The sequence below is a fragment of the Chryseobacterium sp. MMO-72 genome (genome assembly GCF_037146035.1).
In the GTDB taxonomy this organism is placed as follows: Bacteria; Bacteroidota; Bacteroidia; order Flavobacteriales; family Weeksellaceae; genus Chryseobacterium; species Chryseobacterium indicum.
The window spans coordinates 125,996-145,201 of record NZ_JBBCWG010000001.1 but is presented as its reverse complement, the minus strand read 5'-3'; the positions used below and the strand labels follow the sequence as shown (position 1 = coordinate 145,201).

The following is a 19,206-nucleotide window of genomic DNA, read 5'->3' as shown; positions in this document are numbered from 1 at the left end:
TGAGGAAAATTAATTATCCAAATCTAAAATCCGCCACACAAATCGTTGTGACAGATTCTATTACAGGCACGGATTGTAAATCCGCGCTATCGGTTACCTGCAGTCACCCCAACAACGATTGTTTATCTTCACCAATTTTAAAATACGAGCAGTAAGCTCTTCATCATAAACATATCTTCCAACACCAACCCTATATACAACACCATTTTTATATGTGAAAATAGCTTGAATTTTTCTATTATTCAGATATATATCAATATCACCATAGCTGTAGGCAATCCCCACTTCTTCTCCTTCAGAAAATTGATTAATTCTGTTACATATAAATATGAGATCATCATTATTTTTAATTTTTAAAAAGTCAATTCAGCCATTATATGCATACCATCTATTTTCAATAGTAATATTATTTTTACTGCAATCAATAGGGGGATTATTACATGAATTAAAGAAAAGAGGGAAAAGAGGGAAAAAAATTAAAATTCTACTATTCATATTACAATTTATTTAGATTTATTTTTACGAGCTGCTTCTTCTATGTGCACTTTTATATTGGTTAATCGGATGTCGCGGATTTGTACTCCGTGGCTATATCACATAAAACCTACTTCAATATACTATTTAAATTTGCACAATTTCTTGCAACGATAAAATAATAATCTCTGCCTCTTTCACTACTTTTCTCTCTACTTTATGAATCTTATATTATCGTAAAAATAACGCTTTCTAAAACAAAAACTTTGCAGATTGCAAAGTTTTTGTTGATATTAAAGGCACGGATTACAAATCCACGCTATCGGGCTTTTTAATGTTTTATTCATATTCTAAATTCAAATAAAATATTGATTCCCCCCTAACAGCTTTTATTTTTAAACTATTTTCTTTTTTAATCAAGCTATCTCCTATTTTTAGTTGATAATAAATACCATCTCTCACAATAAGTTTTTTATTATCATCCATTACTACAGTTCCTTGACCATGATTATCATAATCTCTGTATAAATTTTTGACTTTTGAATTTATAGTTATATTAATTTGGTTAGGATGTGATTTTATTAAAAAAAAAAACGTTCCAAAAAAAAACAATAAAATTGAAATAACAATTATATCTATAAGCCTAATTTTCATTATTTATCAGATTTATTAGATGAGTTATATAAAATATAAGTTGTTCCTGTTTGATAAGAGCCTCCTGCTTTTGCTTTTAAGTTAAATAAGATAGCCGGATTTAATCCTTTTGAAACAGCACCTCCTTTTGTTTTATATCCTGATTGATAATTTACACCTAAATCTCCATTACCTCCTTGGCTATATGAAAACGGTCCAATCCCTCCTTGAAAATTGGTATAGCTTCCTTTTATACTATTATCCCCTTTTGGATGAATTGTAATAGGTCCGTTTATACTTTCATATGTATTATAATTAAAGCCAAGCCCTGCAGAAAGCCCTGCGGATCCATATAAATTAAAATATAATCCTCTATCATAATTCCCATTAAAGTATCCCAGTTCAATGCCCCCCCCTGTAATTGGTGTTGCTTCTAAACTCACAGATAAAGACCATGGATCATCGAAAATTTGTACCCCCCAATTACGTTCTGAATTTGGATAATTTGTAAAATATTGTCCTCTCTGTAATTCTGGTCCATTTACATCATGATACTCAAATTTATCTGGATCTGAATTTGTCATGTTTAGCCATGACCCATCTTCATATAAATTTACTTTACCAATTTCTTCATCTCCTAATCTCACACTTCTAATTCCTCCTTTACCAATATAATGCCCTTCAACAAGTCCATTCTCAACTAACTTATTAAATTGCTCTACTGATGTTAGAGATTTATCATATACATAAGCATGCTTTTTATCATCCCAAAACCAATCTTTTCCATTTGGATCTGTCAGATTTAATGGATTATTTGCACAATAGGTATAAGGAGAAAAGTCTGGGTGTTTCTCCGCCAGTGGATCAACATTTAACCAAAGACTTACTCTTGGGTTATAATATCTCGCTCCATAATAGTAATACCCTGTTTCGCCATCCATTTCTTTACCATTAAACTTATACTGGCTGTTTAAGTCATCCTTATAATGGTTTTCCACGAAGATTTCTCCACTTGGGAAATACTCCATATTCTGGGTTACTTCGCCATCTAATCCGGTAATGAAAGAACTGCTGCCTAAATGATCGGGATGGAACCAATAGATTTCCTTTTCCTCAACATTACTTGCATACGAAGATACGCAATTTCCGGTATATCCTCCATTCTGCCCATAATTTACTGGCGGGGTAAGGTTATTGGTCTGCATAATCACCAGATTGCTTTGCGTAGCCGTCTGCAAAATCTGGTTAGAGACATTCACAGGATTAATTGGCGATGTTGTTCCTCCAAACGGGATAATAAGCCATGCACAGTCAAATGCTCCTACGTTTCCGCTGTTACCGTTTTTAGACTGTATTCTCTGGCTTCCTGCATAATAATGCTTGGTGTAGCTTGGCTCCTGTAACATTCCGTTCTGAAGATCGTAGGTAAGCTTAAGTGTAATGAGTCCGCTTGGATAGATTGATGCTTCATGAATGGTTTCACCGCTTACTTCTATATGGTTGCTATTGTATTTTCCTATTTTTCCTTTAAACAAAACATCTTTTATAATACGCTCTCCTCCTGCATCATAGGTATAAATTGCCGCACCATCTGCTTCCGGTGTGGTAGGATTGGTATCTACAAATCGTAACCTGTTTTCTTCGTCCCACAGATACACCGCTTTTTCTTCCTGATTGGTACACGTCTGCTGCAGGATCTTCGTAGGATTTCCTTTAGGATCATATTGATAATCCTGAAACTTCACTCCCGGATCGTCCGGATTACAGCATGTAGCATTCGGGACAACATTCGGTTCGTCTATAATTCTGGATGGCGCATGCGGATGCGAAGGATCCTGATATTTATAGTTCAGACGGTAGGAAGTCGGTTCAACAGTAGCCCAGTTGTTAGAAGTAGTACCTTCCACCCACTCATGCTTTTGCGTTTTGCTCATGATATTATGCATATTATCATACGTCATCCCTACGGTGAAACGGTGTCTCTCTTCTGTAGGAACGTAAATAATATTACCCTGAGAATCATAAGTTTCCTTCATTTTAATCCCTCTCCAGTTCCCTGATGAAGACGTAAGACGGTACAGATCGTCATATCCATACGCATAGTTGGTTCCTCCTCCTAATAATCCCTGTACCACAGGCGCGTTGTTGTGTACCTGCATTACATTAGATACCACATCATACTGGTAAGTATTCTGCATAAAGTATCTGTTGCTGTTTTTAGCATACATTTTAAGCAGTCTTCTACGGTTGGTTTCGTATTCATAGGTCGTTTCCGTACCGTTTCCATACTGAAGATAAACTCTCTGCTCAAATTTATCATACCCCAGATTCTTTATGATGTCCCTGCTGAAACCATCTTTTACAGAGTTCATCTTGAAAAGATTACCTGCCTTATTGTAGGTATATTTTACTTCTTCTCCATCCGGATAGGTGATCTTTTTCACACGGTTCCAGGTGTCATATTCCCAAGATGTTCCAAACCAATATACTCCTGCGTCCGGAACGGCAACAGAACGGCGTTGGTAGATAAGTTCGCCAAGTCTTCCGTATTTCAGATACTGCGTTCCTGTAGCATCTGTCTGATACCAAAGTCTTCCCACCGCATTATTATCCATTGCAGATGCGTCCATTGCAGCTCCATAATAATATTTAACATTATTTTCAGGATACACAGGATAGTTTACTTCTTTCAGTCTGGTATAATCATACTTGTAATTAACAATTTCATTGGCTGCATTGGTTTTTGAATTCATATTTCCTGCCGGATCATACTTATAAGTGGTAATGCCACTATCAGGATGATTGTAAGAAATTCTTCTTCCTAAATCGTCATATTGTGACGTCGTGATATTTCCTGCCACATCTTCCACCTGAAGAATCTGTCCGATCGCATCATGCGTGAATTTTGTTTTAATATCTCCGGTGTTCGAAACTTCCCAGACAGAAGTTGTTCTGCCTTTGATATCTGTATAAGACTTTTTAATGCTTCCCAGTTCATCTTTAAAGGTGGTTGCAAACATCTGTCTTCCCTGTACATCATCAGCAAAGCCATATTCTATGGTTGAGAACAGGTTTTCTCCCGGTAGTTTTGTATACACTACTCTGTCCAATACATCATACTGATTAATTGTTGGCTCAGTAGTGTCCACAGAAGCATTGTACAAGGTGTTTCCACTTCCTAGGTTTTCTGTTGTAGGATAGTATGTTTTTAACGCTCTTCCGAAAGCGTCTGATTCTACTTTTCCGACAATAATATATTTAACTCCATCATTATAAATATCACCCGTTTTTTTCACCTGAATGGCTTCACCAAAACCATCCGCAATGGTGATGGTATTGATGGTGCTTGTTCCTTGATATTCTGGATCATAATGCTTGGTTACTGCGTAAGATTGCGCATTGGTAGCATTAAGCGGAGCATTGGTAATAGGGTTGTATTCAAACTTTATTGTCCAAGGTATGTTGTTGAACATTTCATACGGTCCTGTAATTTCGGTAGTTCTTGCTTTTGCATCATACACATATTTCATTGGCTGCAAATTCATGTCTTCCGTAAGCGTAGGTACACCGAAACGGAAATCGTACTGCGTTTTGCTGGTGTATCCAAATGCGTCCTGAACTTTTACAGGATAGGTCTTCACATTGTCATCATAGGTATACTGATGGAAGAATCTCTGGTTTACGCTGTTTGTAGGCCCTGTAGATTTCGTAATGTTTCCGTACACATCATATTCAAAATCATATACAGAGTAATCTAAACCTTGATTCTTGATGACAATTTTATTCAGATCTCCTGTTAAAGAATTGTATTCTGCTCTTTTTTCTCTAACAACACCTGTTGCTGTATTTTTTACTGTTTTAGGAGCAATAACATATTTCCCAGGAGCAACTTCTTCGTAAGTAACTTGAGAAGATACTATTTCTGTATTTCCAATCTGTGTATCGCCATAATCTGTTACTTTAACAGCGTTCCCCCATTCATCATATTCTGTAATACTGCTCGAGGTGTATTTAGTAGCTGTTGCTAGTCCTTCATAAAATTTAGAATCTGTATTCTTAAGCGCAACAAAGCAAGCATAATCCGTATGATTCTTTTCAGATTCTTTTTCCAGATTTAATAGGGTGTTTAATGTATTTGGACTATGAATTTTTCTCAGTTCATAAGTATTATTTTTTTCAGTCCAAATTTTCCCAGAAGCATCTAATAATTTTTCATTAAGCAATGCTCCTTTTAAATAGTAGTTTTTATTATTGAACGTTTGCTCTGTTTTTCTGTAAATTACGTTTGAGGAAGCTCCTCCTTGTTTTGTGTCAATCTGATTAACCGTAACTTTTTCAAAACCATAGAAAGTACGTTCTCGTCTGCTGTGATAAGGATTTGCATACTGAATGGTAACTTTTGAAACATCAGGGCTGAATGCATTATCTCCGGTAAATCCATCATTGGTCGTTACTGTTTTTAATACATATTTGCTTTGTGGCATATCGTACGTATTCCCAACTCTCTCATATTCCACTTCCCAGCTTCCTCCGGATGGAGTGGTTACTTTGCGAAGGAGGTTGGTTGTACCGATTTGGTTAAGTTGTACCGTGACAGAGTTTGTATCGTCCGATGTTACAAAATCTGGATAGCCGTCTCCGTTTACATCTTTAAAAGTAGAATTTGATTTTGTTGCTGAAAAACCTTTTGAAACTCCTGCAGTAATATTCAATTTTAGTCCTGTTGTAAAAGCAGGAGCAAAAGGAATTGGTATTAAAACTGTTCCAGCCACATTTCCTCCGACATTAACAGATTTATCTTTATGCAAATCTGTTGCGCTTAAAGCAGATACATTAGGTAATGATGCTAAAGAAATTCCGTTTCCTGTGTTCAAATAAATAGTTGGTAAAGAACCACTATAAATAATTTTGTCAGGTAAACCGTCTCCGTTGATATCAATTAATTCTTTGGATGTCGTACTTGTAGTGGATGAATAACTCAAACCAAAATCAAAACTACCCCTGAATAGAGAAATCCCTGCTCCTAGCCCTGCCCCAGTACTCTCTCCTTCGGAAACAAAATTATTGCCCCAAGAATCATTTCCTGCGAATTGCTTTCCTATATTTAGCTGAAAATTTCCATCACTATATTTGTCTGGTAATCCATCTCCATTAATGTCTAAAAATGTTTGCTTTGTAAATTCTGTAGACTGTTCAATATTTCCACTGATCGATAGTTTCGTAGCTGCTTTTCTACTTTCGCTTTCGCTATTAACAAGACTTTCATTGAATGCATTTTTATCTTTATTTCCACTTTTTGGCTGTATAAACGCCATTCTTGTTGAGTTTCCATGAACGAAAGAAAAACCAGAACTTAAACCAGAGTTAGAGGCTCTGGACAATGATTGACTTCCCACATTTAATGGATCTGTATTAGATAAAAATCCTAATGGGAAAGTTGTTTTAATGTTTGTCTTATTAAAATCGTCAGGAAATCCATCTCCATTGTAATCTAAAACATTACGTATGGATTTTCCTTCGGAAAAGATAGTTCCCGATGCATTTACGCTTGCATTTCCACCACTTACTCCACCTGCTACACTTACACTTTGATTCCTTAAAATAATAGAAGGAGCTGAAAGTTGTGAGCCTATGGTCTGACTTAAAGAATAATTATTGAAGTTACTATCTATATTATGAACTCCTGCTCTAGATGCAATTATTAAATTTTGATTAATGTATATTGATGGATCTACATCTGACCATCTTCCTTTATCCACATTATTTATATTGGACGTTAAGGTCAGAAAATAGTTCTTTGATAAAGAAGCATTATTATCATTTATAGTTACATTTCCATTATTGTCAATAGTCGGATTATTAACCGTTGGATTGGTTCCTGGATCTTGCGAGTATACTTGGCTTAATGCTAATCTTGTCTCGTCTACTTTCATTTCTGTAACACTACCTCCATTAGCATAGTTTCCTGCAAGTGTATAATTTTCTGTAATGTTACTACCATTGGCCTGATTATTACCATTTAGAACAAATCCGCCCCAACCTCTGTATAATAATCCAAATCTATTATCATATTGATTGGAAGCTAATGCTATCGATGGATTTTCAGGTGTAAATATTGGTCTATGAGCAACAATAGGATTAGACGTAATAATTGTTTGGCTTGTTCCAACATTATTAATACTGATTCTTGCTCTTCCCCCATTAAAAACATTCAGTTCATATGAGTACGTTCCTTGAGCTATTGGTGTTGAAACTAAAGAACTCTGAGAAGAATCTGCAAATAAATTAGCAACAATATTTCCTTGATCATCATATACAGTCAATTCTGCAGTAAAAGCACTATTGGGATCTGGAGACGAAAAGGCCATAACATTAAGTGTCAGCGTATTATTGGCCAAAGGGGAACCTACATATATAGATCCTGTTTTATTAACTAAAGTCTGAATGGTAGATGTTCCTGGGTTATCTATGTAATTCCCTATATAACTTGCTAGTGTAGTACTAAGATTAGGTAATGCTGCGGCAAAATCTTTTTTAGAGTTAATGGTATGTTCAATATAAATTATTTTTCCTACATCAACCTGTTTCACTTCATAAGGGGATGTATAGATGGTACTATTAACATAACTGTTTCCTACTTTTTTTCTAACAACAACGGTTTTTGAAAGTAATTTATTTACAAATTTTAAAGATGATGTTATGCTTCCCTCATAATTAAAACTACTTGTAGGAAAATTATTAATTTTAGCATACAATTTCTTTCCTACATCTGTAGATTGTATTGTATAAAAGTATTGATCTCCTCTATCGTTATACATTGTGTACTCTACCTGTACATAATACTTATCACCGGTCTGACTTTCAGTAAATTCAGGAATTACTTTAAATCGTGTCCAGTCAATTTGTGTATCAGTCAAAACTCTTACAGACACCTTATCATTTGGATTCAACTGAATAGGAGATGAATTAATGTTTCCATTATATATACCCTCTGAAGCAATATTATACTCAGGCTGATCAATATCATTAATTGTCCAAATTACCTTTGCATTATCGGATAATGGAACACTTTTATTAAGTGAAATGTTTAATGTTCCTGCATTTCCTGCGTAAAATACGCTATTGTTAGAACTTACGAAATCTTCTTGAGCTCTATATACAGATAAGTTTCTATTATCACTGTCCACGGCTGGATTATTGAGAACAGAGTAGGTAATCTCTGGATTCCAACTGACCTGATCTAAAGTGCCATCATATTTTGAAGATATTCTAAAGTATAATTTCTCTCCTTTGGCTATATTTATTACTTGATCTGCAAAAGAATGAGAAGTGTAATCTCCAGCGTTAATATTCTGTACTATTGGATCATTATTTTTATACTGGAAAGAAACAGCAACCCCATCTGCATTACCACAATCTTCATCTGGACTACAAGACAGCTGATTTAAACTAAATGTATTTTTTACTGTAACAATACCCGTATTTGGAGCTACCCATATTCTTACAATATCATGCAACGGATTTTGCTCTAACATTTTCTTCTTATCTGCCTTATCTTCATTATCAAACAATGAAGAAGCCGTTTGTACATTAGAAGCTGTAATGTTTATAGGATAAGGAGTTTCGGTACTATCTAAATTAAATGTTGGAACAAATTTTTGAATTATCGAATCATAAACCAATCTGTTAAAATATACTTTGCCATCTTTTACAAAATCTACCAACCCGTCACTATTAAAATCCATAAAATATGACGTAGTAGTAGATGTACTGTTAGAATAATCGAATCCAATACTTCCTCCTCCAAAGTTCCCATTAATACCTACACCCCATGCAGAACTTTTAGATTTTCCAACTTCTGTTAAGCCTGCAACTTTTACTATTGAATCAAATTTTTGAGTCCCTGTGCTTGTTAATGAAATATTTTTAGAATAATATATTATTCCATTATTCAAATACACCCTATCTGGCAAATTATCCCCATCAATATCTAAAACGCTTATTTTACTATCTGACAATGAATTAGACACCGATCCATGCGCTCCAAAAGTCCCTTGTCTAAATGAAAATAATCCCTGATCTCCCACTGGGTTTCCTGCCATATTGTAAAAGCCAATATTTACCCCAAAGCTATATCCTGTAGATTTTGAATAATTTCCAGATAACATAGAATAGCCCTGAATGAAATCTCCAGAAGATAATAGCCCTGAAAAACTCGCATTATCTGGTGCTATCCATGGTTGTGGAGATCCAAATAATGTTGCAGGAGCCTTATCATATTCAATTTTATTGGTATAGAATATCACATCTGAAGCATCTTTTTCTGTGATACTCTCTAATAAAGATTTTTTGAAAGACGAGTCGTCATTTCGATAGGTAAATCCATAACTTCTAATCTTCTCACTTCCGTATTTTACTTCTATTGAAGAAAGTCTTTTGGATTCTATCTGCAAAAATCCTAAGCGTCCATTTATTTGTACATCTTCCCTTCCAGAAACTGTATTAAAAGTCACCTTATAGTTTTTGGGAGGATTTTGCATATCATGTAACGTATAGTTAATTTCTGAAATATGCAGTTCTTGTCCTCCATTTCCAGGATTCCCTCCGTAAATAGATTTATCATACGTGTACACTACATAATTTCCATTGGTATCTATGGTTTTATACAATGCCCAATGTCCTATGTTGCCGCTAGTATCTTTTAAATAATATTGTTCTGGATTATTGGCTGTTCCATCATTTCCAAAAATGCTTCTCGTTCCATCTTTAGATATAACCTCCCACCAATATTCTTTAGGAGAACTTCTATGACGGATAATCTTGCTGTATCCTCCCTCTATTCTTGGATAAAACTTAGTATAATCTTGTACAACGCCATTTTCTATTTCAAAAATACTATTCCTGTTTTTTTTAAAACCTTCTGCTCTATTCGGAAGAACATAAGTATTTGTTGCCACATCTTTAAAGGTAAGCTGTTCTCCTCCTAAAGTATAAATTTCTGATTCAAAAGTAGGATCATAAGTAGGAACTCCCCATCGTGTATCAATGGAAATCGATGGAATAGAAAGATCCCAACCTAATCCTAACCAGCCATTTCCGCCTTCGCTGCTGTAATTCACTGAAAGTGAAGGCTGCATTCCGCCTCTTCCTGCTGGTAATTTAATTGGAAAACTTGTATTAACAGTTCCCATATTGTTCGCGGTAGGTGGCGCAATAGAAACTATTCCTTCTGTTGGATTAGCAGCTTTAATGTCTTTTATGGAGTTAGGAGCATAGCTTCCTGTTTCCGGAGATTCGGGAACTTTAATGATCCCGTTTACCATATCCGTAAAATGGGTTGTTTTAGATACAATAACATTGCTACTTTTGTGAAGAGAATCTCTTTCGGCTTTCTCTAAAGGAATCCATTTTTTCTGAGTAAGATCAAAATAAAAGGTTTTGATATCCTGTTCGGTATATCCTGCCGGTATTTTAGATTTATCATATCCAATGGATACTTTTGCCGGCACCGAAAAATTCTCTCCATGAGGTAAAAATCTATATCCGAAATGATCTGCCGTTACATTTACCATTTCAGGAGTAAGAGCAGGCATATCAATATCTCTGAGAGCAGTAATGGAATATACTGCAGTATTTTTCACAGAACTTCCTTCTATTTTTAAGGTAGCTGAATTTAAACTTAATTCTTCTGCCTGGCTTTGAGCATTTATATATTTAGAGTTGGTTTGACCCAAATATGAATTTGCAAATTCTGAAGGAGCACTCTTTTTATCCGAAGCAACTATACGAAGATTTCTGATTTTGTAGCTGTAATCGGAAGAGTTAGGAATTGTAAATACAATAATATTTTTGCCTTCTTTAACAGCAGTTGCTTTTACCGGCTCTGTTTGGTGCGTCCAAACTGTTGTTTTTTCTACGTTTTGACCTCCTACAGCCAATTCATCATTGATAACTTTGCTTACCTGCTTATAATCTTTTAATCCATAAAGATCATATTCCAAGCTATATTGTTTATCAGATCTGATTTTTTCATTTACTGTAACATTAAATATGTTATCATATATCTGATCTATCGGATGTTCGGAATCTTTTCCTATAATTCCTTCTTTTATATCAGAAATATACAACCCTGATATCGGCTGATTAATAAAAGCTTTTTGTCCGCTAATCAACTTTTTATTTCCATTTCCTGATCGATTAAGGATATCTTCAGAATCAATATTTTTCTCATTTGGATAAGAAATAGTATTTTCTAAAGTCTTATCGGTTTCTGAAGTTTTTTCAGTATTCTTCAAAAAGCTGCCGTCATTTTGAACAACAGTTGAATAATGAAAATCTGCACCCGGTAAAGTTTCTTTGGGCTTATTTAAGTACGCTGTATTTGCGTAAGCATGAAGCTGTGTCCATGAAGTAAGAAAAACCAGAACTTTTACAATTTTAGGATTTTCTCTTAATCTACTTAATATCGAATTTCTCATTTGTGTATATGCTTTTCTACTACAAAATGATTACCTGTAAACTGTTGAAAGAATTTCAGGCAATTAGTTTTTGTTTAATTCCTTTTTTATCTATAAGAGATTGTTTATTAGCGGCTAATTGGTGACGATGAGCTTAAATACTTTTAATTCAGAAGTCGTTTTCACAACAATTACATAAGCTCCCTCTACTAAAAGCGTATCTTTAATTTCATAATAGTCTTTTCCATTATCCTGTATGGTCTTTACAAGCCTTCCCGAAGCATCATAGATTTTGATATCTACATTCTCTTTTATATCTGATATAATTCTTATGGTAAACACCTGACCTTTAGGCACTGGATTTGGGTATAATACAATTCCGTTTTCTCTTTTACGAGTTACTTTTACTGTATCTTTTTTTGTACAGCCATCTGGTGTATTCACTGTTACCGTATAAACTCCAGGTTCATACACTGTAATATTAGCGGAAGAGCTGCTAAATCCATTATCTGATGTCCATTGATAAGTAGCATTCGGATTCGAGATCTGGGTACTTGCGTCGAAATGAGCAGATCCTCCGGAACTTATTATCACATCAGGTCCTAAATCTAAATTGATCGAGTTAAAATCATTGACTGTAAAATCTTCATTAATTATATTCCCATCCGCATCCGTAATGATAAGATGATAGTTTCCGATTACCAAGTCGGGGAAAGATAACTGGGATGTAGAAACATTAAAATTCTGATTAATACCGTTACCCGTTAATTGAATATGGTAAGGAGCTTTACCTCCTTTAATATTTATATTTAATGTTCCCTTCCTCTGTGTACAAGTAGGCTGCTGAAGTTCATTAATTGATAATATTTTATTTCCTAAAGCAAAAGTGAAAACATCTGTTCCTGATAAATCCTGATCAAAGGTGATATTATTAAAATGAACATTTTGATCTGCATCTACATAATCCATAGGAAATACTTCTACGTTGACAGAATTAAAATTTCCCTGTCCGGTTTTATCAATAAATAACCATAACTTTTTATCTGCAGGTATAGTAAGTATATTTTTAACAGAAAAAACCACTTCAGTCGGAATGGTCTGAGAAGTCTCTGTAGAAAATCTGGTTTTCCATTTTCTTTTAAACAACTGATATCCGGAAGTAGGAGTATCTAACAATAATTGCTCTTTATTATCTCCCCATATAAGAAAACTTTGATCGGGAAAATCTGCATCATTGCTATTGTTGTCTAAAGCTAATTTTTTAGCTGCAATAATAAGCCGCTTATTTTCTGAAGAACTCGTTGCCTGTTTCTGATATAAACCTGAATACTTATCTCTGGCAATTCCTGCTATGTTTGCAGAGTAATTAGTAAAGTCATCCTGCTTCCATATCTTTTTACTTTTTGAACTATAATATTCAGTATAAGGCATTGTAACTGCATATTTTACAGCCAGATAAGAATTTACACGGTTTCTTTCATTTTGAGTAAGAATTTTACGGTATATGAAAAATTCCGGAAGTTTACCTTTAAAATTTTGCCAGCCGGTACTTCTTATATCTTTTCCTACGTACATAGAAGATATTCCCGTCGTACCTATAACAGAATGAATCTTTTCTGAGGGAATTCCGAATCTTGTATACATACTGAATGAAGGAAGATCATCAATATTACTGGTATTGATATAGCTAATCTGTTCATTGTTATATCGGAAAATATTTTTTGTGCTGAAATATATTTCCTTCTCGTAAGACTTTTCTGAAGAAAACATAGCTGTTTCCGTGGATGTATTTTGATTTTGATACGCTGTAAAGAAAGTAGTCTTATCCATAGTCTCCATCAAATATGGAAATTTCAGATAATCATCCACCCCGTCAAAATCCAAACTTTCATTATAATTAAATAATGTATAATTAGGTTGGTTCTGAGTAGATATCGCTTTAATTTCATTCTGATTCCCACTATAATCCTGATAAGTTAATGCAGGAGTTTGTGCAGAATTAGCTTTAAACCAAACACTCACTCCCGAAACACCGCCAGGAGACTGGGCAAAACACATATCCAGCAAAAGGATATGAAAAAAGAAAAGTATTTTTTTCATCATAAGTGTTTATCTCAAATTTTGAAAATTTGTAATCGCTGAGAATCGTCTAAAATATTTTTATCGCGCTAAATAACGGCACATTCGATTCTCAAAGATTTATTTTTTAATAAGCTTTTTAGTTTCTTTAAAGTCACTACATTCTAAACTAACCGTATAAATTCCAGAAGGATAATCACTCACATCAATTGTTCGTAAATATTCGCCTTTTGGAAATGCTTCACTACTTTGGTTATTCAGAATAATTTTTCCGGAAGCATCATATACGGATATTTTTACTGCTGATGAGTTTTCTAATCTGAATTTTATATGAGCTTCATCTTTTGTAGGATTCGGAAAGATTGCAAAATTACTTTCGCTTTTTATAGTTTCAGGAAGAACATTCTGATCCGAAACTCTTTTTTGTGCAACATATCTGAATGCTGAAATCATATCAAAACAAGGAGTAATGAGTGCATGAAAGCCTGAAGCATTTTCTGCATGAAAACCAACTTTCAATGTAATATCTTTTGAAGCCAGATATTCAACATTTTGTACAGGAGCAATAATTTTATTACTTGCTACGATCTGCTTTGCCCAGATAGTTTGTGGAGTTGTAATGTCATCAATCGGACTTGTAAGTATTTTTAAATCTTCTTTATAACAAAAATCTACATTAGAAACAACAATAGAAAAATTCTGAACACCATTTGGAAGTAATGGTGTTGTGTTTGTTTTTGGGGACACAATAATTTTGTAAGTGTCCTTAGTAGGATTTTTAATATCTACTCTCTCAATTGTATCTACATTATTCGTGGAATTTTTAGTCGCTGCTGCCGTAACATTATTCATTCCTCCTAATTTCCAAGGGTAATAAACAGTCTCTGTACCATTTGAATTTACTTTAACAATTTTAAGATCAAGATCATTAACTAAATTAGGGGTAGAAAGATCTACAGTATTGCTCACAAGATTTCCTTGAGGATCAGTCCATGATATCGTGGCGGATAAAGGCTGGCTAACATCCAAAGGAACTACATACAAAGTATATTTATTTCCCTGATTAAGAGAAATCTCTTTGATTAATGTAGATTTTTTATAATCCCCAATAATTCCTTCAATATTATCATGTATAGCAGCAACTGCTCTTTTCGCATCTGCCATTCCCCATCCGTAAATATAATCTGGCCCTTCCGTTCCCTTATCATTAGCTGTATGAGCCAACAAAGCACGAACTGTAGAAGATTGCATATAGCTTTGAGAAGGACTCACAGATTTATAATATTGCTGTAATAATGTTATAATACCAGAAACTACAGCAGTCGCTGATGAAGTTCCTTTATAAGTTCCGTATGCGGAGTCATAAGTCTCAATAGATGAATATATAGTCTCTCCAGGTGCGCACAGGTCCGGCTTTATTCTTCCGTCGTCAGTTGGACCATAACTGCTGAATGAAGAAATATCAAAATCTTCATCAGAATTCATATTAAGATTTTTTTTAGCAGAAGCCACAACCAAAACATTTTTAGCAATTCCCGCTCCTTCAAGTAAATCATATCCTCCCTTCGCAGTTACCTGAGGAACAAGAGCAGGATCTATTTCTCTGGAATTTCCCGCAGCCTTAACAATTTGTAAATATGGTTTTAAATACATCAGGTTATCCCAGTTCTGTGCTGTAGAATTATATTTTCCAAACTGATAGGTTTGAAGATATAAAGGATCGAAACCATAACTATTATTGGCAACTAAAATACCCGTTGGATTATTTGGGGAATAAGCTTCATTAAGCATTTCAGATACATCATTTACCCAATCATATGCATGAAGTTTAGCATTAAATGCAATTCCTCTTGCATTTGCGTCTCCATTACTTCCAACCATTGTTCCTGCAATGTTCGTACTGTGCCTTGTTATAGTCTGATTTTGAGAAGAATCATAAGTAATCTTTCCGGAAAGCAATTCATGAGTAACTCTTGGCTTTGAATAATCCCACTGTCCTATTATCATATTTTGTCCTGAAATGTCTAATCCGGCAGTTCCTCCAGCATATAATGTATTAGCTTTTGTCATTTGTGCCGCTCCGGCATTCAATGTCGTATAGTATAATGGTCTGCCATTTTCATCAGAACCAACTAATTGCTTATTATTTCCATCTTTTTCAATAAATTCCGGAAATCCTAAAGATTTTAAACGCTCTACTTCCTGTTTCTGTTTATTCTCTTTATTTATAATCTGTAACTGGAAATTCTTTTGATCTTCTATTAATCGATTATTGGCATCTTGCTTTTCTTGTGAAAATACCGACATGAAAAAGAATACAGAAATTCCCAAAACTGACTTTTGGTATATTTTATACATCGGAAAATATTTTTAGGATTATTTCTACTTTGCCTTTTCTAATTTTTCTAATCTTTCATTCAAAGATTTAAGAATATCTGCCTGACTTTTGATTAAGTTCTCTTGTTCTTTATTTTTCTTATTCAGATCAATGGAATATAAAGTTAGTTCTTCAATTTTTTCAAGAAGCTTATTGGTTGTTATTCCTAGTTCTAATCCATTCTCAATAATTTCTTTTGAGGATGAAAAATTAGGCAAATGGTGATATTTTTTGGTAAACTCTTCTACTTCATCTAAAGATAACAATTTATAATCATTCTTTAAATCAGAAGCCCCGTTATAATACTTTTGAAAAACATAATCTGCAGGTACCTGCAAATCGATTTTCACTTCCTCTGCATGAATTTTTCCTTTTACTGTAAGTTTTGAATCTGGATTTACCGAGCCTATCCCTACATTTCCGTTGTTGGCAATTCTTAATCTTTCAGTCCACCAATTGTTATTTGCAACATTACTCATATTAAAAAATTGAAATCCATCTTTTGAACTTTGCATCATGGTATGAACATTATTCTGTACATCGCCCATCTGGATCGCTGCAGCTTGACCAATATCACTCGTAGAATTCTGACGATATATTTCTAAATCGTTACCTATATAAGAACTTGTATTTCCTTCAATCTTAACTCCTAAATTATCCGCATTATGAATTGTCAATTTTCCAGCTGGTGATGTTGTTCCTATTCCTACATTACCCGACTGTGCCTTAACTACAAAAGCTCCACTAGTAGAGTTAGGCTCTATTACTACATCTCCATTTCCTCCCCGGATAATTGTTTTACTATGATACTGTCCTCCAAGATTACCAAAAGATAATATATTACCGGAACTTTCTGAATAGCTAATAACAGGAACGTTGTATCCGTTAGAATTTAGTTTAATATAATAAGAGCCATCATTACCATTATTGTATCTTTCGTTAGCAGTAACAGAACCATTAACATCTAATTTTTGGGTTGGGTTATCAGTCCCTACTCCTACACTTCCATTAAGTGTTATTCTTACCTTTTCAGAATTGTTTGTTCTAAATATTAAAGGCTGAGCATCTATAGTACCTAAGAAATTTGTAGATGGATTTGTTCCGTTGTTACCTGTCGTATTCCAGATTTGTGCTGAAGAGAATACAGCGATCAGAGAACTTATCGTGAGTAATATTTTTTTCATTCCTGTATTTTTTTTCGCAAATATATATATTTTTTTCACTCAAAAAAATTTGTATAAATTAACATCAAATGGTAATAAAATTTATTAGAATCACATATTTAAATACTTAAATCAAATTTTAAATCATAACCCTAATTTATTTACATTTTATCATTCGTAATTAATTATTATCCTTAATAATTTTTATTATTTTTTTATTATAAACCCGTGATAAGTAATAAAGAATAAGCATTTTGATTTTAATAGTAAAATCCACATTCTTTATTATCCAATATTTTACGATTTTTCTATCTCTTAAATGAAAAGGGTTAAAAAACGTATTCATAAAATCTTATCATTAATTATTCCCACAGTTTTGTATTTTTTACCATTTTACTTAGTTATTTTAAATCTGTAAGTAATAAATACGGTATTGTATTATAATAATTTTACAAATTCATAATTTTCTAAATTCATTAATTTACAATAACATATTTTAAAACATATGTATCAACCTTATTTACAACTATTACAGCATTTGTTCGCAAGAAAAATGAAATTATAAAACAATCCATAGACAGGAAAGTGAAACCTGAAATTCAGATTTTTGAAGACCGAGATACCCGAAAACAACTCCTGATAACAAGCCTACATTTACTTTTCGAAAGCATGGAAAATGGACAAAAAATCGGATTACACAGGCAGAACTCCTGTTTAGAGAATATCCTGACTTAGAAAAAATCTACCATTTATCGGATGGTTTAAGGAAGATATACAATCATAACATCTCCAGATCAGTTGTGATGCTATAGCTTGACTATTGGTTTAGAATATTGAAGAGTCAGGTTTTAAATCATTATCGACGCTCAAAAATACCATTATAAATCATTACAACGATATTCTCAATTATTTTGAAGCAAGAAGCACCAATGCCGCTACGGAATCTTTTAATGTGAAAATAAAAAATTTCAGATTACATCTGAGAGGTGTAAAAGACAAAGCGTTCTTCTTATTCAGATTAACTAAACTTTTTGCATAGCCCCCAACTTTTGCGCTTGATCCAGAAAATCTCAGGAATAAACTTTTAATTTAATTTGTTGAAATTAAAATCTGTTGTAAAATAAAAAAGTACACTTTTGAAAAGTGTACTTTTATTGGGTGAATGATGGGTCTCGAACCCACGACCTTCGGAACCACAATCCGACGCTCTAACCAACTGAGCTACAATCACCGTTTTGTGAGTGCAAATATAGGAAAGATTTTTTAATTACCAAACAATTCCATCAAAATTTTTCAATGCAATTAGCTTCTCAGACGTAAATCCCTCAGCATAAGTCACTCCCGATAATCTTCCTAAATCCATCGCTCGGTAAGTTAAGCTGTCCAAAAAGTTTTTTGAAGTAATCGGAGTTTCCGGCTCTTTAGAATCCGGATCATAAAACTGAGTCTTAAAAGCCTTACAAGCTTCAATTTTCGCATCCAGAAATTCTGAAATATCAATAACGAATTCAGGTTCCACATTTTTCCATTGCATATAGTTAAAAATATGTTTTGGCCTCCATGCTTCCTGATTTTCGCCTTCCAAAACTGTTTCGATTTTTCTTAAACCGGCTAAAAAGCACGCATCCGACACTAATTTCGATCCTTTTGCATGATCGGGATGTCTGTCATCAGTTGTATTAGAAAAGACGATTTCCGGTCTGTATTTGCGAACCATTTTTATAATCCTCATCTGATACTCCTCGTTATTTTCCAAAAACCCATCTTTCATATTTAAATTTTCTCTGATAGAAACACCGAGAATTTTTGCAGCATCTAATGCTTCATTTTTTCTGGTTTCCTCAGTTCCTCTCGTTCCGAGTTCTCCTCTCGTAAGATCAACAATAACGCAGGTTTTTCCTTCTGAAACCATTTTGGCTATCGTTCCTCCACATCCCAATTCTACATCATCAGGATGTGCACCAAAAGCTAGTATATCTGTTTTCATACTATCAAAGATAGGGCTAAATTAAAAACTTCCCAA

At 34.0% G+C, this 19,206-nt stretch carries 7 protein-coding genes and 1 tRNA gene; 1 reads left to right on the top strand and 7 read right to left on the bottom strand.

The features are described from left to right. Nucleotides 1-813: 813 nt before the first annotated feature. The 5 genes from WFH39_RS00630 to WFH39_RS00610 form a co-directional block, all read right to left on the bottom strand. The gene (locus WFH39_RS00630; RefSeq protein ID WP_336688410.1) at nt 814-1,128 is read right to left on the bottom strand and encodes a hypothetical protein; all 315 of its coding nucleotides are present in this window, start codon (nt 1,126-1,128) and stop codon (nt 814-816) included. After that, a complete protein-coding gene (locus WFH39_RS00625) occupies nt 1,128-11,585 on the bottom strand; it encodes a SpvB/TcaC N-terminal domain-containing protein (protein WP_336688409.1) in 10,458 nt (3,485 codons plus the stop codon). The genes WFH39_RS00630 and WFH39_RS00625 overlap by 1 nt, the downstream gene beginning before the upstream one ends. Nucleotides 11,586-11,699: 114 nt before the next feature. After that, nucleotides 11,700-13,664, bottom strand: a complete 1,965-nt coding sequence (locus WFH39_RS00620; protein ID WP_336688408.1) for a T9SS type A sorting domain-containing protein — start codon at nt 13,662-13,664, stop codon at nt 11,700-11,702. 99 nt (nt 13,665-13,763) lie between these two features. Further along, the gene (locus WFH39_RS00615) at nt 13,764-16,001 is read right to left on the bottom strand and encodes a S8 family serine peptidase (protein WP_336688407.1); all 2,238 of its coding nucleotides are present in this window, start codon (nt 15,999-16,001) and stop codon (nt 13,764-13,766) included. A 24-nt stretch (nt 16,002-16,025) separates the two neighbouring features. Beyond that, nucleotides 16,026-17,243 carry a hypothetical protein gene (locus tag WFH39_RS00610; protein WP_336688406.1) on the bottom strand — a complete coding sequence of 406 codons (1,218 nt, stop codon included), beginning with the start codon at nt 17,241-17,243 and terminating at the stop codon, nt 16,026-16,028. Between the two features lie 772 nt (nt 17,244-18,015). Between WFH39_RS00610 and WFH39_RS00605 the strand changes: the two genes are divergently transcribed. Then, nucleotides 18,016-18,222, top strand: a complete 207-nt coding sequence (locus WFH39_RS00605; protein ID WP_336688676.1) for a transposase — start codon at nt 18,016-18,018, stop codon at nt 18,220-18,222. Nucleotides 18,223-18,339: 117 nt separating this feature from the next. On the opposite strand, the gene WFH39_RS00600 is transcribed toward WFH39_RS00605, so the two are convergent. Together WFH39_RS00600 and bshB1 are read right to left on the bottom strand one after the other, a co-directional pair. Then, nucleotides 18,340-18,415, bottom strand: a tRNA-His gene (locus WFH39_RS00600). Nucleotides 18,416-18,450: 35 nt separating this feature from the next. Continuing rightward, nucleotides 18,451-19,170, bottom strand: a complete 720-nt coding sequence (gene bshB1, locus WFH39_RS00595) for a bacillithiol biosynthesis deacetylase BshB1 (RefSeq protein ID WP_336688405.1) — start codon at nt 19,168-19,170, stop codon at nt 18,451-18,453. Between the last annotated feature and the right edge of the window lie 36 nt (nt 19,171-19,206).